Raw genomic sequence first — 17,139 nt, forward strand, 5'->3', positions numbered from 1 at the left:
GCGCCGAGACGGATGAGGGTTCCAGGGAACGCCAACGCCTCACTTCGCTGGAACACCCCTCATCCGTCGCCTTCGGCGACACCTTTTCCCACAGGGGGAGAAGGGAAGAGCATGTTTTGCAAGCGTGATGTGCACGGTTTCACAAATCGCTTGACGTGAAAGCGCGCCGGATCAATCTTCACTCTTAAGAAAAAAATACGACTGAGTGGAAACACCACAGCCGGAACGATCATTTGCCGGGGAGCAAGCTTCGCGTAGCCGAGGCATCGCTGGCGGGGAACATCGAAAAAGGGGAACTCATCGACATGAGCACGATAAGCACGGTCCTGGACCAGCCTGCCGAAAGCAAGCTGCTCAGGCATATCGACTGGCGCGGCGCCTTCTGGGTGGCGAGCGGCGTTCCGGCACTGGTCCTGTTCTCGATCGGCGGCATCGCCGGCACGACGGGAAAGCTGGCCTTCCTGATCTGGACGGTGTCCATGATCATGGGCTTCCTGCAGTCCTTCACCTATGCCGAGATCGCCGGCCTGTTTCCGAACAAGTCCGGCGGCGCCTCGATCTACGGCGCCACCGCCTGGCTGCGCTATTCCAAGTTCATCGCGCCGCTCTCCGTGTGGTGCAACTGGTTCGCCTGGTCGCCGGTGCTGTCGCTCGGCTGCTCGATCGCCGCCGCCTATATCCTCAATGCGCTGGCGCCGGTGCCGCTGTTTACCGAGACCTCGCCCGATGTCGTCGCATACATCGCCGCCCATGCCGGAACGGCGCCTGCCGACGCCATCACCGCGGTGACCACCGCCGCGACACCGGCGATCCGCAACTGGACGCTGTGGAGCCATACGCTGGGTCCGGTGTCCTTCACGCTCAACGCCACCTTCTTCATCGGCGCGCTGCTGATGCTGATCATCTTCTCGATCCAGCATCGCGGTATCCTGGGCACCGCCAGCGTGCAGAAATATATCGGCCTGCTGGTCATCATTCCAATGCTGATCGTCGGCGTGGTGCCGATCTTCACCGGCCAGATCGACTGGGCGAACTTCTCGCCGCTGGTGCCGCTGGCGGCCGCCTACGCGCCGGACCCCGGCTCCTGGAACATCGCCGGCTGGACGCTGGTGCTCGGCGGCATGTTCATCGCCGCATGGTCGACCTACGGTTTCGAGACCGCCGTCTGCTACACGTCGGAGTTCAAGAATCCCGGTACCGATACGTTCAAGGCCATCTTCTATTCCGGCCTGCTGTGCATGCTTCTGTTCATCCTGGTGCCCTTCACCTTCCAGGGCGTGCTGGGCCTGAACGGCATGCTGGCAACGCCTATCGTCGACGGGTCAGGCGTGGCCGATGCGCTGGCCGGCATGGTCGGCGGCGGCAAGATCATCCATAGCCTGCTGGTGATGCTGATGATCCTGGCCCTGGTGCTGTGCATCATGACGGCGATGGCCGGCTCCTCGCGCACGCTCTATCAGGGCTCGGTCGATGGCTGGCTGCCGCGTTATCTCAGCCATGTCAACGAACATGGCGCCCCAACGCGGGCCATGTGGACCGATCTCGTCTTCAACCTGATCGTGCTGGCAATCGCCTCCGCCGACGCGACGAGCTTCTTCTTCATCCTTGCCGTGTCGAACTGCGGCTACATTATCTTCAACTTCCTCAACCTCAATGCCGGCTGGATCCACCGCATCGACAACGGCCATATCGCCAGGCCGTGGCGGGCGCCGTCCTGGCTGCTCGGCATCGGAGCGATCTTCGCCTATGTCAACGCCATCTTCATGGGCGCGGGCGCCAAGGTGTGGAACCCGATGGCGCTGTGGGCCGGCCTGATCACAGCGGCACTGATCATCCCGGTGTTCTGCTTCCGTCACTACATCCAGGACAAGGGCAAGTTCCCCGACCACATGCTGGCCGACCTCGGCATGGCGGGCGCCGACCTTTCGGTCAAGAAGGCGGGCATACTGCCGTATCTGACGCTGATCGCCGGTGTGGCGGTCATGCTCATCGCCAATTGGGTGTTCGTCATCTGATGGCCTGACTGCGAGGCGTCCAAGCCACTGCATCAAGGAAAACCGGCCGGTCGCAAATCGACCGGCCGGTTTTTTCTCATTCCGCCGCCAACGCCAGTTGCGGCCGCTCGATGCCTTCGATCTCTCCTGGCTCCGGGGCCTGCTCATCGGTCTTGGCCTTCTTCGGCTCGCGGCCGAAGAACAGGGCGTAGCCCGCCGGCAGCACCAGGATGGTGAGCACGGTGGCGACCAGGATGCCGCCCATCATGGCATAGGCGAGCGGGCCCCAGAAGACGGCGCGCGAGATCGGGATCAGCGCCAGCACCGCCGTCATCGCCGTCAGCACGATCGGCCTGAAGCGGCGCACGGCCGAACCGATGATGGCCTCCGAGCGTTCCATGCCCCTGGCGATGTCCTGGTCGATCTGGTCGACCAGGATGATCGAGTTGCGCATGATGATGCCAAGCAGCGCTATGACGCCGAGAATGGCGACGAAGCCGAACGGCGCGCCGCTGATCAACAGGGCAGCAGCAGCACCGATGATGCCGAGCGGGCCAGTCGCCAGCACAAGCATCGCCTTGCCGAAGTTCTGCAGCTGGATCATCAGCAGCACGACGATGATGGCCAGCATGATCGGTGCCTTGGCGGCGATGGAGGCCTGGCTTTCAGCCGAGTCCTCGGCACCGCCCTGGATCTCGATCTTGTAGCCGGGGGCGAGGCCATCGCGCAGGCCCTGCATGTCCTTGTACATCTTGGTGACGACGTCGTTGGACTGCACACCGTCGGGCAATGTGGCGCGCACCGAGATGGTCGGCAAGCGGTCGCGGCGCCATTCGATGCCTTGCTCCAGCACAGGCACCACCTTGGCGACCTGCGACAGCGGCACGAAGCCACCGAAATCAGTCGGGATATAGACCGAGTCGACGGAGGACAGCAGGCTGCGGCTGGCGTCCGGCTCGCGGGCGACGATGGACACCGTCTCCTCGCCGTCGCGGAAGTCGTCGAGCGGCGCGCCGGACATCGCGGCCTGCAGCATCTGGCGGATGCGCTGCGAGGTGACGCCGAGCGCACGGGCACGGTCCTGGTCGATGACCAGCTTCATCGCCGGCACCGGCTCCAGCCAATCATCATGCACGGCACCCAGCAACGGATCCTCCCGGAACTTCGCCTTCACCTGGTCGGCGATGCGGCGCACTTCCTGGCGGTCCGGACCCATGACGCGCATCTGTACCGGCCAGCCGGTTGGCGGTCCGAGGAAGAGGCGGTCGACCTTGGCGCGGATCGACGGGAAATCCTGGGCCAGGATGGTGCGCAGCTTGACGATCAGCCGCTCGCGCGCCGGTTCGTCATTGGCCATGACAAGCATCTGGGCGAAGTTCGGGTTACGCAGTTGCTGGTCGAGCGGCAGGAAGAAGCGCGGCGCGCCCTCGCCGATATAGGTGGCGATGAACCGCTTGTCCTTGTCGTCCATCATCTTGGCTTCCAGCGTCTTGGCCTGCGCCTCGACCTCCTTGATCGAGGTGCCCTCCGGCAGCCACAGATCGACCAGGATTTCCGGCCGCGACGATTGCGGGAAGAAGTTCTGCGGAATGAACTGGAAGGCCCACAGGCTGGTGCCGAAGGTCACCAGCGTCATCACCAGCACGATGATGCGGTGGCGCACCGCCCAGCCGACGGTCGAGCGAAGCCGGCGATAGAAGCGCGTGTCGAAGGCGTCGTGATGGCTGCCCGCGTGCTTGCGCTGTTTGAGGATCATGTTGCCCAACCACGGCGTGAAATAGACCGCCACGAACCACGACACGATCAGCGCGATGCCGACAACGTAGAACAGGGTGCGCACATATTCGCCCGCGGTCGAAGCGGCGAAGCCGACCGGGATGAAGCCGGCGGTGGTGATCAGCGTGCCGGTCAGCATCGGGAATGCGGTCGAGGAATAGGCGAAGCTCGCCGCCTCGATCTTGACCAGCCCCTCCTCCAGCTTTCGCTCCATCATCTCGACGACGATCATGGCGTCGTCGACGAGCAGGCCGAGCGCGATGATCAAGGCACCCAGCGAAATGCGCTGCAGATCGATGCCGAGCTCGTACATGATGGCGAAGGTGGCGGCCAGAACCAGCGGTATGGCAATGGCGATGACCAGGCCCGAACGCCAGCCGATCGACAGGAACGAGACGACAAGCACGATCAGCAGCGCTTCGCCGAGCGCATGCATGAACTCGCTGACAGCATCCTTGACGACTTCGGGCTGGTCGGAAATCTGGTCGACCGAGACGCCATAAGGCAGCGCCTCCTCGAAGCGCTTGTAGGTCGCTTCGACATCCTTGCCGACGTCGGTGACCTTGAAACCCTTGGCCATGACGACGCCAAGCTGCACGCTGTCGTGACCATTGAAGCGATATTTGCGCTGGAAGGGATCTTCGAGCCCGGAGGTCACGGTGGCGATGTCGCCGAGACGGGTGACCTGTCCGCCGGCGCGCAGGCGCAATTCCCTGATGTCGGCGGCCTTGGCGACGTCGCCTTCGACGGAGATGCGCACCGAATTGACGCCGGTGTCGACGGAGCCAGCCGGGTCGACATTGTTCTGGCCCTTGATCGCGTTCTGCAGGTCGGTCAGCGTCAGGCCGCGTTCGGCCAGCGCCTTGGACGAGACGTCGATATAGAGTTTTTCCGGCTGGTCGCCGATGATGACGGCCTTTTCGACGCCAGGTGTCGTCAGAAGCATGTCGCGCGCCTGGATGGCGAACTTCTTCAGCTCCGGATAGGAGAAGCCGTCACCGCTGATCGAATGCAGCGTGATGAAGGTGTCGCCGAACTCGTCGTTGAAATAGGGGCCGAGCAGGCCCTGCGGCAGGTCGCCTGATATGTCGCCGACCTTCTTGCGCACCTGATAGAAGGCGTCCGTCACCTCGGCGGCGTTGGTGTCGCCCTTGATCTGCACGGTGATGATGGCGCTGCCGGCGCGGGTGAAGGAACGCACGAAATCGAGATGCGGCGTCTCCTGCAGCTTGCGCTCGATCTTGTTGACGACCTGGTCCTCCATCTCCTGGATCGAGGAGCCGGGCCAGATCGCTTGCACGACCATGACGCGGAAGGTGAAATCGGGGTCTTCCTTCTGGCCCATTCGCATCAGGCCGAGCCCACCGGCGATGATGATCAGCCCGAACAGGAAGCGCGCGATCGAGGGATGGCCGATCGCCCAGCGCGACAGATTGAAGGGCCGCTTTTCTTCAGTGGAGGTCGTCATCGGTGCTGGTCCACGTTGCTTGGTTGCCGGCGCCTGGTGCTTCGAGGAAGCGCGGCGCGCGGAACGAAATCATCTGCATTCGATACTGGCTTCCGGGCGGCGAGCTTTCCGAGCGCGGAGACACTCATCGCGGTGGGACGCGAGGATCGATGCGGGGGAACATCGGCCTTGACGTCTCGACCTTCGGGCACGCCGCCCGGAAACCTGCGGCCGCGGGAACGCGCGGCCGACCTGTCTGTCGTCAGCGCAGCTGGCTGGCGTCGTCGCCCTCGGCCGAGGCGGACTGCTGCGTCGTGCCTCCGGCGAGCTTCACCTTCAGATTCTCGGTCATGAACTGCGTGCCGGCGGCGACCACGACATCGCCGGGTTTCAGCCCCTCGGCGACACGCACGCCGTCGGCGGCGAACTCGGCGACCTTGACCGGACGGGCATGAACCGTGTCGGCGCCACGATCGACGGTCCAGACGATCGACTGGCTGCCTTGCTCGGCGAGCGCACTGAGCGGGATGGAGACGAGTTGCTTTTCGTTGGCCGCCGACGCCTCGATATTGGCGGTCATGCCGAGCAGCACGCGCGGGTCGTTGGGCAGGCTGACGCGGACGGCAAAGGTGCGCGACTGCGCATCGGCGCTGCCGGCGACCTCGCGGACCTTGCCGTCGAGCGCCAGCGCCGCGTCGGACCAGAAGCCCGCCTTGACGTCCTTGCCCGGCTTGAACTCCGCGATCTCCATTTCCGGAACCGCGATCAGCACTTCCTTTTCGCCATCGACCGCGACGGTGACCACCGGCGTACCCGAGCCGACCACCTGGCCGACATCGGCATTGACCGCCGTGACGATGCCGTCCCTGTCGGCCTTGAGGTCGGTATAGCCGACCTGGTTCCTGGCCTGTGCGAGCGTCGAGCGGGCGGAGTCGCGCGTGGCGACGGCCTGGTCATAGGTCAGCGTCGCCTGTTCGAGCTGCGATTTCGGCGCGAAATTCTTGGCGAAAAGCTGTTCGGCGCGCTTGCGGGCGAGTTCGACCGTCTCGACCTGCCGTTCGGCGGCATCGAGTGCTGCCTGCGCGCTCTTGACCGACAGTTCGTAGTCGGAGGGATCGACGCGGGCGAGCACATCGCCGGGCGCCACGCGCTGGCCAATATCGACGAGACGCTCGGTGATCTTGCCGTTGACGCGGAAACCCAGCGCGCTCTCGGTGCGGGCGCGCACCGATCCGGAATAGGACAGCGTGCGGGTGTCATGCGCCTTTGCGATCTCGACGACCTTGACCGGCCGGATGATGTCCTTCACCTCCGCTTTTTCCTGGGAGCAGCCGGCAAGCCCAAGCGATGCGACGATCAGGCCGGCAACCGGCAGCTTGCGAAGGATGGAACTGGACAAAAACATCTTGGTATTCCCGACTGGAGGCGGACTGTCGACACCGGTTGGCGGCGGCTATTTCAAGGCTCTGATGGCGTAATCGATGAGCTCGTCGGGCATCGCCCGGTTGGTCTTGGCGAGGCACTGCGCCACCATCTGCGGATGGCACAGGATGACGGTGGCGGCGCCGAAACAGCGCGACGCGATCACCGGGTCCTGTTTCCTGAACTCGCCGGCCTCGATGCCATCGCGGATCGTCTCGGCGAAGAGATCGTGAATGCTGTCGACATGCTTGTCGATGACGCCCCAGTCGCGTTCGAGCGCGACGATGACCATCTCGTGGACCTTCTGGTCGTCGAGCATGACCTCCATCGTCATCTTGTACTGCGCATGCACGTAACGCCGCAGCCGTTCCTCGGCACTGACCGGCAGGTGCATGATCTCGTAGGCCATCTTGTAGCTGGCGCCGAGCATGCGGCCGCAGACGGCCTGGTGGATTTCGACCTTGGAGGCAAAGAAACGATAGATGTTGGCCGGCGACATGCCGAGTTCGCGGGCAATATCGGCGACATTGGTCTTGCCGTAGCCATAGTGCCGGAACAGGCGCTCGGCGCAATCGAGGATGCGCGTCACATTCTCCTGTCGGGCGGCATCGGCGACAATGTTGGCGGCTTCGGACATGGCGCTTTCGTTTGATGAGTGACGAATTTCAATTTTCGTCAGTCGTAAATCGAACGCCATGAGGAGTCAACGCCAAATCGACGTACACGTATAATTGGTGACAGATGGTGACAGTGACAAGGAGGGCAATGAGCGCCGTTGGTGATTGGCCCATGACGCCCGTACCGTCGTCATCCTAGGCGGCGCAAGGAGCGCAACGACGCGGCGCAGACCCTAGGATCCATGCCGTGACGCCTGCCGAAGAACGAGGCGAATCAAAGAGTTACACAGATCAGCGCCGACAGCCTGCGGGGAGCCGTTGAGCACGGCTGAGAGGTCACGGAATGGATCCTAGGGGGTTTCCGCGACGTCGCTTCGCGACTGCTCCACCCTAGGATGACGAAGTCACGGAGGTCCGCGGCAAATTGTCGAGGCCATGGCAAGGAGGTCAGCAGAATGACGGTGCAGCTACGCCACCTTCGCCATTTCCCGGAGCCTAAACTTCTGGATCTTGCCCGTCGACGTCTTCGGTATCTCGGCAAACACCACTGCCTTCGGCACCTTGAAGCGGGCAAGCAGCGCGCGGCAGTGCTCGAGGATCTCGGCCTCGGTGGCAGCTTTGCCCGGCTTCAGCTCCACGTAGGCGACAGGCACCTCGCCCCACTTTTCATCCGCGCGCGCCACGACGCCGCAGGAGGCGACCGACGGGTGCTTGTAGAGGGCGTCCTCGACCTCGATCGAGGAAATGTTCTCGCCGCCGGAGATGATGATATCCTTGGAGCGGTCCTTGAGCTGGATGTAGCCGTCCGGGTGCATGACGCCGAGATCGCCGGAGTGGAACCAGCCGCCGGCGAAAGCCTCGTCCGTCGCCTTGCGGTTCTTCAGATAGCCCTTCATGACGATGTTGCCGCGGAACATGACCTCGCCGATGGTCTCGCCGTCGGCTGATGTCTCCGTCATCGTCTCGGGGTCCATCACCGTCAGGCCTTCGAGCGCGGCATAGCGCACGCCCTGCCTCGCCTTCTTGCCCGCCCTCGCCCCCTTGTCGAGCGCGTCCCAGCCATTATGCCATTCGTTGACGACAGCGGGACCATAGGTCTCGGTCAACCCGTAGAGATGGGTGACGGCGAAGCCAGCATCGGCCATGCCCGACAGCACCGCCTCTGGCGGCGGCGCGGCCGCCGTGTTGAAGGTGACCGTCTGCGCAAACGCGCGCTTGTCTTCTTCCCTGGCATTGATCAGCACCGACATGACGACCGGCGCGCCGCAGAGATGGGTGACGCCATGATCGGCAATGGCGTCGTAGATCGGCTTCGGCCGCACCCAGCGCAGGCAGACATGCGTGCCGGCCTGGACGGCGAGCGTCCAGGGAAAGCACCAGCCATTGCAGTGGAACATCGGCAAGGTCCAGAGATAGACCGCATGCTTGGCCATGCCGGCATGGATGGTGTTGGTGTAGGCCATCAGCGCAGCACCACGATGGTGATAGACGACGCCCTTGGGATTGCCCGTCGTGCCCGAAGTGTAGTTGAGCGAGATGGCGTCCCACTCATCGTCCGGCATCGACCATGCGAAATCCTCGTCGCCCCCGGCGACGAACGCCTCATAGTCCACCTTGCCGATCCGCTCGCCTTTGCGATAAGGCGCGTCGGCGGCGTATTCGGGATCGTCGTAGTCGATGACCAGCGGCTTGACCTTGGCCAGACCGAGTGCTTCTCGCACGACATCGGAAAACTCGCGGTCGACGATCAGCACCTTGGTCTCGGCGTGGTCGAGCTGGAAGGCGATGACCGCGGCATCGAGGCGCGTGTTGAGCGAATGCAGCACCGCCTTGGTCATCGGCACGCCAAAATGCGCCTCCAACATCGGCGGCGTGTTGGAGAGCATGACCGTTACCGTATCGCCCTTGCCGATGCCGTGTTTTGCAAGCGCCGAAGCCAGCTTCAGCGAGCGGCGCCAGAAATCGCGGTAGCTGATGCGCTGACTGCCATGGATGATGGCGATATGGTCGGGATAGGTTTTCGCCGCGCGCTCCAGATAGGTGAGCGGCGTCAGCGGCTGGTGGTTGGCGGCGTTCCTGTCGAGATCCTGTTCGTAGGGATTGGCCATCCCGTCCTCCCCAAAGTCTTTTCGAGCTTTCTAACCCTAGGTTCGTCGTCACGCTATCCCCCCTGAATGGCTGAAAATGCTATGCTGCGCCGACTTGCTGGAATGGTGATCTCGATTGAGCCGCGCCGGCGGGAGCTAGCTTCCTGCTCATGCAAATTTGACTTTTGTCGAGAGCCGTGACTATTGTCAGCCGAGGAGGCGGCATGGCGATCCGACCGGCAGAACAGCTCATTCACAAGGCGGCCTGGCTTTACTATGCCCATGGGCTTCGCCAGGACGAAGTGGCCAATCAGCTCAATATTTCGCGCGCCTCGGTCGCCATGTATCTGCGCAAGGCGCGCGAGACAGGCATCGTCAACATCTCGACCTCGACGCAGCTCTTCACCGACGACGTCATGGCGCGCAGGCTGGAAGACGCCCTGAAGCTCGACGCCGTCTGGATCGCGCCTGAAAACGCCTATCTCGCCGACCCGTCGACCGATATCGCGGTGCTGGCGGCAAGCGTTTTCCTGGAACTCGTCGGGAAAGGCGACCGCATCGGCGTCGCCTGGGGCCGTACCGTCTACACCATCGCCGACATCATGTCCTATGCCGACCTGCAGGACGTCACCGTGGTTCAGCTCTGCGGCAATCTCGGCGCGCCCTACTCCTACCGGCCCGACCAGTGCACGATGGAAATCGCGCGCCGGCTCAATGCCAAGGGCCTCAACTTCTACGCGCCCCTGGTGCTGTCGACCGAGGAACTGGCGCAAGGCCTGCGCGCCGAGCCGGTGATCCGCGACCAGCTTGCCGGGATCAGCGACTGCGACCTTGCGCTCTACTCCATCGGCGCGGTCGATGCCGACAGCCATCTGGTGAAGTGCGGCGCGCTGACGGCGGCCGAGATGGCGGCATTGCGCAAGGAGGGTGCCGCCGGCGTCATCGCCGGGCAGATCATCGACGCCGATGGCGAATTGCTGGATTGTAGCTACAACCGGCGGGTCATTTCCGCGGGGCTCGCCTCGCTGCGCGTCATCGAAAAGCGGCTGATGGTCGTGCAGGAAGACAGCAAATTCGAGCCGCTGCTCGCGGCGATCGCCGGCGGCCTCTGCACGCATCTGGTGGTCGGCGCGCATATGGCGCAGCGGCTGCTCGATCATGCCGGAGCGTCAGCAGAAAAGGCATCCTGAAAAACCCTTTGCCGACGCATTGTCATCAAGGCGTCGCGGCATTCCTGTTTCACCACCTAAAGACAGCAACTGGACGAAGCGAACATGAACAACCTGTGGAACGACGACGCGGCCGAAAAACTCGTTGCCGACTATGCGAAGAAAGGTATCGGCCGCGACCTCGCCTTGCGCGTCTACACGACACGGCTTCTGGGCGGCGTGCCACAGTTGGTCCTGCATGGCGGCGGCAACACTTCCTGCAAGATCAAGGCGACCGACCTGGTCGGCGACGAGTGGGACGTGCTGTGCGTCAAGGGCAGCGGCTGGGACATGGCCATCATCGAGCCGCAGGGCCTGCCGGCGGTCAAGATGGGCGCCCTGCTCAAGGCACGCAAGCTGGACAGGCTTTCCGACGAGGACATGGTTGCCCTGCAGCGGGCAAACCTGATCGACCCCGCCTCGCCCAACCCTTCGGTCGAGACGCTGCTGCATGCCTTCCTGCCGCACAAATTCATCGACCACACCCACTCGACCGCTATCCTGGCCATTGTCGACCAGGAAGACAGCAAGCCGCTGGTGGCAAAGGTGTTCGGGACGAAGATGGGCTATGTGCCCTACATCATGCCGGGCTTCGATCTCGCCAAGGCGGCGGCCGACGTCTTCGACGCCGACCCTAAGGTGGAAGGCTTGATCCTCGACAAGCACGGCATCTTCACCTTCGGCGACGATGCCAAGCAGGCCTATGACCGGATGATCCACTATGTGAACGTGGCGGAAGACTATGTGGCCAGGCACGCCAAGCCGCGGCAGGCCAAGGCAGCATTGCCGGCAAGGCTGGCGACGCCGGCTTCTATCGCGCCCATGCTGCGCGGCGCTGTCGCGGCGCCACGCGGCGAAGGCCGCTTCGACCGCATGATCAGCGATTTCCGGACCTCGGACGCGATCGTCGATTTCATCAATTCGGCTGATATCGCCGACTATGCCGGGCGTGGCGTGTCGACGCCGGACCTGTCGATCCGCATCAAGACCGGACCGATGGCCGTGCCGGCGCCCGATGCCGACAAGGCCGGCGACTACAAGGCCGTCATCAAGAGCCATGTCGACGCCTTCGCCGGCGATTACCGCGCCTATTTCGAGACCAATGACGCGCGCGACGACGTCAAGCGCATCATGCTCGATCCGATGCCGCGGCTGACGCTGGTTCCGGGGCTCGGCATGTTCGGCCATGGCCGCACGCTGAAGGATGCCAGGATCGCGTCGGATGTCGGCGAGATGTGGATCGAGGCGGTGCGCGGCGCAGAGGCCGTCGGGCGTTTCCATCCGCTCTCCAAGGCGGACCTGTTCCCGCTCGAATACTGGTCGCTGGAACAGGCCAAGCTCGCCTCCAACAAGCCGAAGCCGCTCACCGGCCATGTCGTGCTGATCACCGGCGGCGCCGGCGCGATTGGTGCGGCGACCGCGAAACTGTTCGCCGACAATGGCGCGCATGCGGTGGTCGTCGATCTCGACGCCGAAAAGGCCGCCGATGCCGCCAAGAAGGCCGGCAACAATTCGATCGGTGTCGGGGCAGACATCACCGACCCGGCGCAGGTGCGCGCCGCCTTCGACAGATCGGTCGCCGTGTTCGGCGGCGTCGACATTTTGGTGTCCAATGCGGGCGCTGCCTGGGAAGGCCGCATCGGCGAACTTGACGATGCGCTGCTGCGCAAGAGCTTCGAGCTCAATTTCTTCGCCCACCAGTCGGCGGCGCAGAACGCGGTGCGCATCATGCTGGAACAGGGAACGGGCGGCGCTCTCCTGTTCAACACCTCCAAACAGGCGGTCAATCCAGGCCCGAAATTCGGTGCCTATGGCATACCGAAAGCGGCGACGCTGTTCCTGTCGAGGCAATACGCGCTCGACTACGGCGCCCATGGCATCCGCTCCAACGCCGTCAACGCCGACCGCATTCGCTCCGGCCTCTTGACCGACGCCATGATCGCCAGCCGCTCCGGCGCGCGCGGCGTATCGGAGAAGGAATACATGTCCGGCAATCTGCTCGGCCAGGAAGTGACGGCCCAGGATGTGGCGCAGGCCTTCCTGCATCACGCGCTGGCCGATCGCACCACCGCCGATGTGACGACGGTCGACGGCGGCAACATCGCCGCGGCGCTGCGTTAGGCAAAACGTTGCCGCTCACTACCCCTGCACGTGGCAGGGGGTAATGAGGTCCTAACAAAGATGTTAGCTTTTGTGGGGCGTGTTATAAGGCTGGGATGAAAACCGAACCGATGCGCACCTTGACCATATCGCTCACGCCTCAGCAGGCCGCCCGCCTGCAGAGGGCCGTTGACGCTGGCGGATACGCCTCCAACAGCGAGGTTGTTCGCGAAGCCTTGCGCCTGTGGGAGCAGCGCGAAGAGCTGCGTGTCCTTGAACTCGATCAGTTGAAACGTGCCTATGCCGACGGCATGGCCAGCGGCAAGCCGGTGGATGTCGAACCGGCTGAATTCTTGCGCAGCCTGAAGGCAGAACGCCGCGCCCGTGGCTAGATACCGGCTTACTCCGCTTCGCAGGATCTGCGGGACATCTGGAACACAATTGCAATCGACAATGAAAAGGCAGCGGACAAGCTGCTGATACGCATCTTCGACAAACTAGAACTGGCGGCAGAGCATCCCAGGATGGGAACCGCCCGGCCCGAGTTGAGCGTGACCGCCCGCGTGCTCATCGAGGGCCGCTATATCGTCATCTATGAACCGCAGACAGATGGCATCCTGGCCGTGGCGATTGTCCACGGGATGCGCGATCCGGAACACTGGCTGTAACCGGAAAGGCTGCGCGTTAAGCAAAAAGGGCGGCTCGTGGCCGCCCTTTTGCTTCCTATTGGAGCCGCGCTTACTTCGCGTTCGGGTTCGGCATCCAGGCGGGCATTGCGACATCGGCATGGGCGAACTGCGGCAGCTTGACAGACAGGTCTTCCATGTTCTTGATGTCCTTGTCGATCAGCTCTTTCTGCGTGATCAGCGTCGGCGGCACGATGACGTTGTGGCCGGGATCTTCACCGGCGAGCAGTTGCGCCAGAGCGCGCACCGAGACCTGGCCGACGACGGCCGGGTTGGTGGCGGCGGTCGCCGCCCAGGCGCTGTCGGGCTCGCGCATGGCAGCGATGTCTGAAGTCGATATGTCGGCCGAATAGATCTTGATCTTCTTGTTCAGGCCGGCTTCGTCGACGGCGATCTTCACGCCCTTGGCGAATTCGTCATAGGGCGCGAACATCACGTTGATGTCGGGGTGCGCCGACAGCACAGAGCGCGCCTGATTGGCGACCGAATTGGCGATCGGATTGTCGAGCGTGCCGAACATCGCGGCTTCCTTGATGCCGGCATATTTCTTCTTCACGTCGACCCAGGTCTCGTTGCGGCGGTCGAGCGGCGCGATGCCGGCGACATAGACATAGCCGGCGTTCCAGCTTTCGCCATTGTCCTTCACCGCCTGCTCGAGGGCGAGCCGCGCCAGATCCTTGTCCGACTGTTCGATCTGCGGGATTTTCGGGTTTTCGACGTTGACGTCGAAAGCCACCACCTTGATGCCGGCATCGACAGCGCGCTGGGCGGCATCCTTCATCGATTCCGTCAGGCCGTGCTGGATGATGATGCCCTGCACGCCAAGCGCGATGGCCTGGTCGACCATGTCGGACTGGAGGGCGGCGTCCTGGCGGCTGTCGAGCACGCGCAGGTCGATGCCGAGCGCCTTCGACTGCGCCTCGACTCCCGACAGATAGGCCTGGAAGAAGTCGCCGGTCGAAAGATAACGCACCAGCGCGATCTTGACGCCGGGCTTGTCGAACGGCGCCGGCTTGTCGGCGGCCAACGCCGGGACTTGCATCAGCATGGTTGCGCCGGCCAGCCCGAGCGCCACTTTCCCCAGAAGTCGTCTTGTGATGTTCACCTTGTTTTCCTCCACTTTTGTTGAGCCCAAAACCAATCCGGCCGAATGCTAGCCCCTGCCCCTGCCCGAAAGGGCAAAGGTGAAGACAAGGGCGACGACCAGAACCACGCCCTTGACGAAATCCTGCGTGTAGTAGGGCGCGTTCATCATCGTCAGGCCCTGCAGCAAGATGCCGACGAACAGCGCGCCGACGGCGGTGCCGAAGGCGTTCGGCTTGGCGGCGCCAAGCACCGCGTAGCCGATCAGCGCCGCGGCGACCGCATCGAGCAGCAGATTATTACCCGAGGCGATGTCGCCGCGTCCAAGCCGGGCAGCGAGCAAAATGCCGCCGATCGAGGCAAAAACGCCTGAAATAACGTACGCCCAGATCTTGTATGCCTTGACAGGCGCGCCGGCGAGTTCGGCGGCGCGCTCATTGGAGCCGACGGCATACATCATGCGCCCGAAGCGCGTGTATTCGAGGAAGAACCAGATCAGCAGCGCCAGCACCAGAAGCACGACCACCGACACCGGAATGAGGTTCGGGATGAAGAAGTCGAAGCGGTGGCGACCAAGCGCCAGGAAGGCGTCGGAGAACTTGCCGTGGGCGACCGAACCATCGGGCATGGTCATGCCGGTGGCGATCGAGCGGCCCTCGGTCGGGATACGCTGCAGGCCGACCAGCAGGAACATCATGCCGAGCGTCGCCAGGAGATCGGGCACGCGCATGTAGACGATCAGCCAGCCATTGATCAGGCCGACAAGAGCGCCGATCAAGAGACAGGCGATGACCGCGACGAGAGCGTTCTGCTCGAGCACCACCATGACATAGGCCGCCGCCATCATGGCCGAGGTCGCGACCGAGCCGATCGACAGGTCGAAGCCGCCGACCACCAGCGTGGCGGTGACGCCGAGCGCCAGCACGCCGGTGATGGCGACCGACTGGAAGATGAAGACGGCACTTTGCGGCGAGACGAACCCGTCGGCGGCGATCGCGAAATAGGCGACCAATCCGAACAGCAGCACGATGAACCCATAGCGTATGGCATAGTCGCGCAGCGTCATTCAGCGCACTCCAGCGCCGCTGCCGTTTTTACCCAACTCGAAGCCATTGTCTCTCCATTCCAATTCCATTCACCGCCACGCTCAGGCAGCGTCGTGCAGCGGTCCGCCGGCGACCTCGGCCAACAGGCGGTCGAGGTCGACATCGGCATTGCGGTGTTCGCCGACGATCGTGTGCTCCGACATCACCAGGATGCGGTCGGCCGTCTCCAGCGCCTCGTCGAGTTCGGTGACGAACAAAAGCGTGGCGCGGCCATTGGCGCTTGCCCTCAGCTTGGCTGCGATGTCGCGCCTTGCCGAAATGTCGACGCCCTGGAACGGCTCGTCGAGGATGAACAGCGCGGCATCCTGGGCCATCCAGCGGGCGACCATCACCTTCTGCTGGTTGCCGCCTGATAGCGCCGACATCTCGTCCTTCTCCGAGCGGCAGACGATGCCGAGTTGCTCGATCTGCCGGCGCGCGGTGGCGCGTTCGAGGCGGCGCTTGAGCACGCTGAAATTCGACATACGCTTCAGGAAAGGCAGGCTGACATTGCGCTCGATGTTGAAGCCACCGATGATGCCGCTGGTGGCGCGATCCTTGGCGACGAGGAACACGCCGGCGGCGATCGCGTCGCCCGCCGAGCGCGGCGCGTAGGGCTTGCCGTTCATCGTCATGGCGCCATCGAGCGGTCGGCGCACACCAAACAGCGTTTCGGCAAGAGCAGTCTTGCCGACACCGACGAGACCGGTGATGGCGACGACTTCGCCATCGCCAAGCGTCAGCGAAATCGGCTTGGCGCCCTGGGCGATGCGCAGCCCTTCGACGCTCAGGACCGCCCTGGCCGAACTCCTGGCGACGATCTGGTCGAGATGGATCTTGCGGCCGAGCATGGCGTTGACCGCGCCTTCATAGTCGAGCGGCTTGGTGTCGAAGGCGCCCGAGACGACACCGTCGCGCATCGAGACGATGCGGTCGGCGAGCCGCCTGATGTCCGACATACGGTGCGAGATGTAGAGGATCGCCACGCCTTGCTCGCGCAGCCGGTCGACCAGCGCGAACAGCCGCTCCGCCTCGGCACTGGAGAGCGAGGAGGTCGGCTCGTCGAGGATCAGCACTTTCGGCTGGTGGGCGAGCGCACGCGCAATCGCCACCATCTGGCGGTCAGCCAGCGACAGATCGCTGACGCGCGCCTTGAGATCGATGGCCAGTCCCATGCGGTCGGCGACCGCCTTGGCCTCGCGGCGCACGCGGGCAGGATTGAACAGGGTCGGCGCGCCACGGCCGCTCAGCCTGTCCAGAGTGAGATTGGTGGCGACATCAAGGTCGGCGACAACACCGTCATTGATGTTCTGGTGCACGGTGACGACGCCTGCGCGGATCGCTTCCGCCGGCGTGTTCGGCGCGAACTCCGCACCCGCCAGGGTCATGGTGCCGCCGCCACGCTCGTAGACGCCGCTGACGATCTTGACCAGGGTGGATTTGCCGGCGCCGTTGGCGCCCATCAGCACGGTCACTTCACCGGCATGGAGGTCCAGCGCGATGCCGCCAAGCACCTCGTTGCGGCCAAAGGATTTCCTCAGTCCCTCTACGCGGAACACGGCATTGCCGACCATGCATTCCTCCCTAACGCCGACGCTATGGTCAATATCGGCAATTGTCAACACGATTGACAA

At 63.6% G+C, this 17,139-nt stretch carries 12 protein-coding genes; 5 read left to right on the plus strand and 7 right to left on the minus strand.

Annotated elements, in window-relative coordinates; genetic code table 11:
- Positions 1 to 305 precede the first annotated feature (305 nt).
- Positions 306 to 2,015 carry an APC family permease gene (locus LB564_RS12920; RefSeq protein ID WP_224538136.1) on the plus strand — a complete coding sequence of 570 codons (1,710 nt, stop codon included), beginning with the start codon at positions 306 to 308 and terminating at the stop codon, positions 2,013 to 2,015.
- Positions 2,016 to 2,091: 76 nt separating this feature from the next.
- Here LB564_RS12920 and LB564_RS12925 read toward each other — a convergent pair whose 3' ends face one another.
- The 4 genes from LB564_RS12925 to LB564_RS12940 all read right to left on the minus strand — a co-directional run bounded on the left by LB564_RS12925 (position 2,092) and on the right by LB564_RS12940 (position 9,364).
- Complete coding sequence (locus LB564_RS12925) at positions 2,092 to 5,238, minus strand: efflux RND transporter permease subunit (protein WP_224538137.1); 3,147 nt, start codon at positions 5,236 to 5,238, stop codon at positions 2,092 to 2,094.
- Positions 5,239 to 5,479: 241 nt separating this feature from the next.
- The gene (locus LB564_RS12930; RefSeq protein WP_140705638.1) at positions 5,480 to 6,622 is read right to left on the minus strand and encodes an efflux RND transporter periplasmic adaptor subunit; all 1,143 of its coding nucleotides are present in this window, start codon (positions 6,620 to 6,622) and stop codon (positions 5,480 to 5,482) included.
- A 48-nt stretch (positions 6,623 to 6,670) separates the two neighbouring features.
- A complete protein-coding gene (locus tag LB564_RS12935) occupies positions 6,671 to 7,276 on the minus strand; it encodes a TetR family transcriptional regulator (RefSeq protein WP_224538139.1) in 606 nt (201 codons plus the stop codon).
- A gap of 447 nt (positions 7,277 to 7,723) precedes the next feature.
- On the minus strand, positions 7,724 to 9,364 hold the full coding sequence (locus tag LB564_RS12940; protein WP_224538142.1) for an acyl-CoA synthetase: 1,641 nt from the start codon (positions 9,362 to 9,364) through the stop codon (positions 7,724 to 7,726).
- A 203-nt stretch (positions 9,365 to 9,567) separates the two neighbouring features.
- Between LB564_RS12940 and LB564_RS12945 the strand changes: the two genes are divergently transcribed.
- The 4 genes from LB564_RS12945 (at position 9,568) to LB564_RS12960 (ending at position 13,319) form a co-directional block, all read left to right on the plus strand.
- Positions 9,568 to 10,533 (plus strand): sugar-binding transcriptional regulator, encoded by a 966-nt coding sequence (locus LB564_RS12945; RefSeq protein ID WP_224538144.1) that lies wholly within the window; start codon positions 9,568 to 9,570, stop codon positions 10,531 to 10,533.
- Positions 10,534 to 10,617: 84 nt separating this feature from the next.
- Positions 10,618 to 12,672, plus strand: a complete 2,055-nt coding sequence (locus LB564_RS12950) for a bifunctional aldolase/short-chain dehydrogenase (RefSeq protein ID WP_224538146.1) — start codon at positions 10,618 to 10,620, stop codon at positions 12,670 to 12,672.
- Positions 12,673 to 12,767: 95 nt separating this feature from the next.
- A complete protein-coding gene (locus LB564_RS12955; protein WP_140705629.1) occupies positions 12,768 to 13,043 on the plus strand; it encodes a type II toxin-antitoxin system ParD family antitoxin in 276 nt (91 codons plus the stop codon).
- Entirely contained in the window at positions 13,044 to 13,319 is a 276-nt protein-coding gene (locus LB564_RS12960; protein ID WP_224559173.1) for a type II toxin-antitoxin system RelE/ParE family toxin, read from the plus strand.
- Positions 13,320 to 13,389: 70 nt separating this feature from the next.
- Here LB564_RS12960 and LB564_RS12965 read toward each other — a convergent pair whose 3' ends face one another.
- The 3 genes from LB564_RS12965 to LB564_RS12975 all read right to left on the minus strand — a co-directional run bounded on the left by LB564_RS12965 (position 13,390) and on the right by LB564_RS12975 (position 17,079).
- On the minus strand, positions 13,390 to 14,442 hold the full coding sequence (locus LB564_RS12965; RefSeq protein ID WP_224538148.1) for a substrate-binding domain-containing protein: 1,053 nt from the start codon (positions 14,440 to 14,442) through the stop codon (positions 13,390 to 13,392).
- 48 nt (positions 14,443 to 14,490) lie between these two features.
- Positions 14,491 to 15,486 (minus strand): ABC transporter permease, encoded by a 996-nt coding sequence (locus LB564_RS12970; protein ID WP_224538151.1) that lies wholly within the window; start codon positions 15,484 to 15,486, stop codon positions 14,491 to 14,493.
- Between the two features lie 81 nt (positions 15,487 to 15,567).
- On the minus strand, positions 15,568 to 17,079 hold the full coding sequence (locus LB564_RS12975) for a sugar ABC transporter ATP-binding protein (protein WP_224538153.1): 1,512 nt from the start codon (positions 17,077 to 17,079) through the stop codon (positions 15,568 to 15,570).
- Positions 17,080 to 17,139: the final 60 nt, after the last annotated feature.

It is taken from the genome of Mesorhizobium sp. ES1-6, assembly GCF_020164775.1.
Classification (GTDB): Bacteria; Pseudomonadota; Alphaproteobacteria; order Rhizobiales; family Rhizobiaceae; genus Mesorhizobium.

Excerpts from the sequence above, each read along its gene's own strand:
- LB564_RS12945 (WP_224538144.1), top strand. The coding sequence starts at position 9,568 with ATGGCGATCCGACCGGCAGAACAGCTCATTCACAAGGCGGCCTGGCTT.
- LB564_RS12925 (WP_224538137.1), bottom strand. The coding sequence starts at position 5,238 with ATGACGACCTCCACTGAAGAAAAGCGGCCCTTCAATCTGTCGCGCTGG.
- LB564_RS12950 (WP_224538146.1), top strand. The coding sequence starts at position 10,618 with ATGAACAACCTGTGGAACGACGACGCGGCCGAAAAACTCGTTGCCGAC.
- LB564_RS12935 (WP_224538139.1), bottom strand. The coding sequence starts at position 7,276 with ATGTCCGAAGCCGCCAACATTGTCGCCGATGCCGCCCGACAGGAGAAT.
- LB564_RS12930 (WP_140705638.1), bottom strand. The coding sequence starts at position 6,622 with ATGTTTTTGTCCAGTTCCATCCTTCGCAAGCTGCCGGTTGCCGGCCTG.
- LB564_RS12955 (WP_140705629.1), top strand. The coding sequence starts at position 12,768 with ATGAAAACCGAACCGATGCGCACCTTGACCATATCGCTCACGCCTCAG.
- LB564_RS12920 (WP_224538136.1), top strand. The coding sequence starts at position 306 with ATGAGCACGATAAGCACGGTCCTGGACCAGCCTGCCGAAAGCAAGCTG.
- LB564_RS12975 (WP_224538153.1), bottom strand. The coding sequence starts at position 17,079 with ATGGTCGGCAATGCCGTGTTCCGCGTAGAGGGACTGAGGAAATCCTTT.
- LB564_RS12970 (WP_224538151.1), bottom strand. The coding sequence starts at position 15,486 with ATGACGCTGCGCGACTATGCCATACGCTATGGGTTCATCGTGCTGCTG.
- LB564_RS12940 (WP_224538142.1), bottom strand. The coding sequence starts at position 9,364 with ATGGCCAATCCCTACGAACAGGATCTCGACAGGAACGCCGCCAACCAC.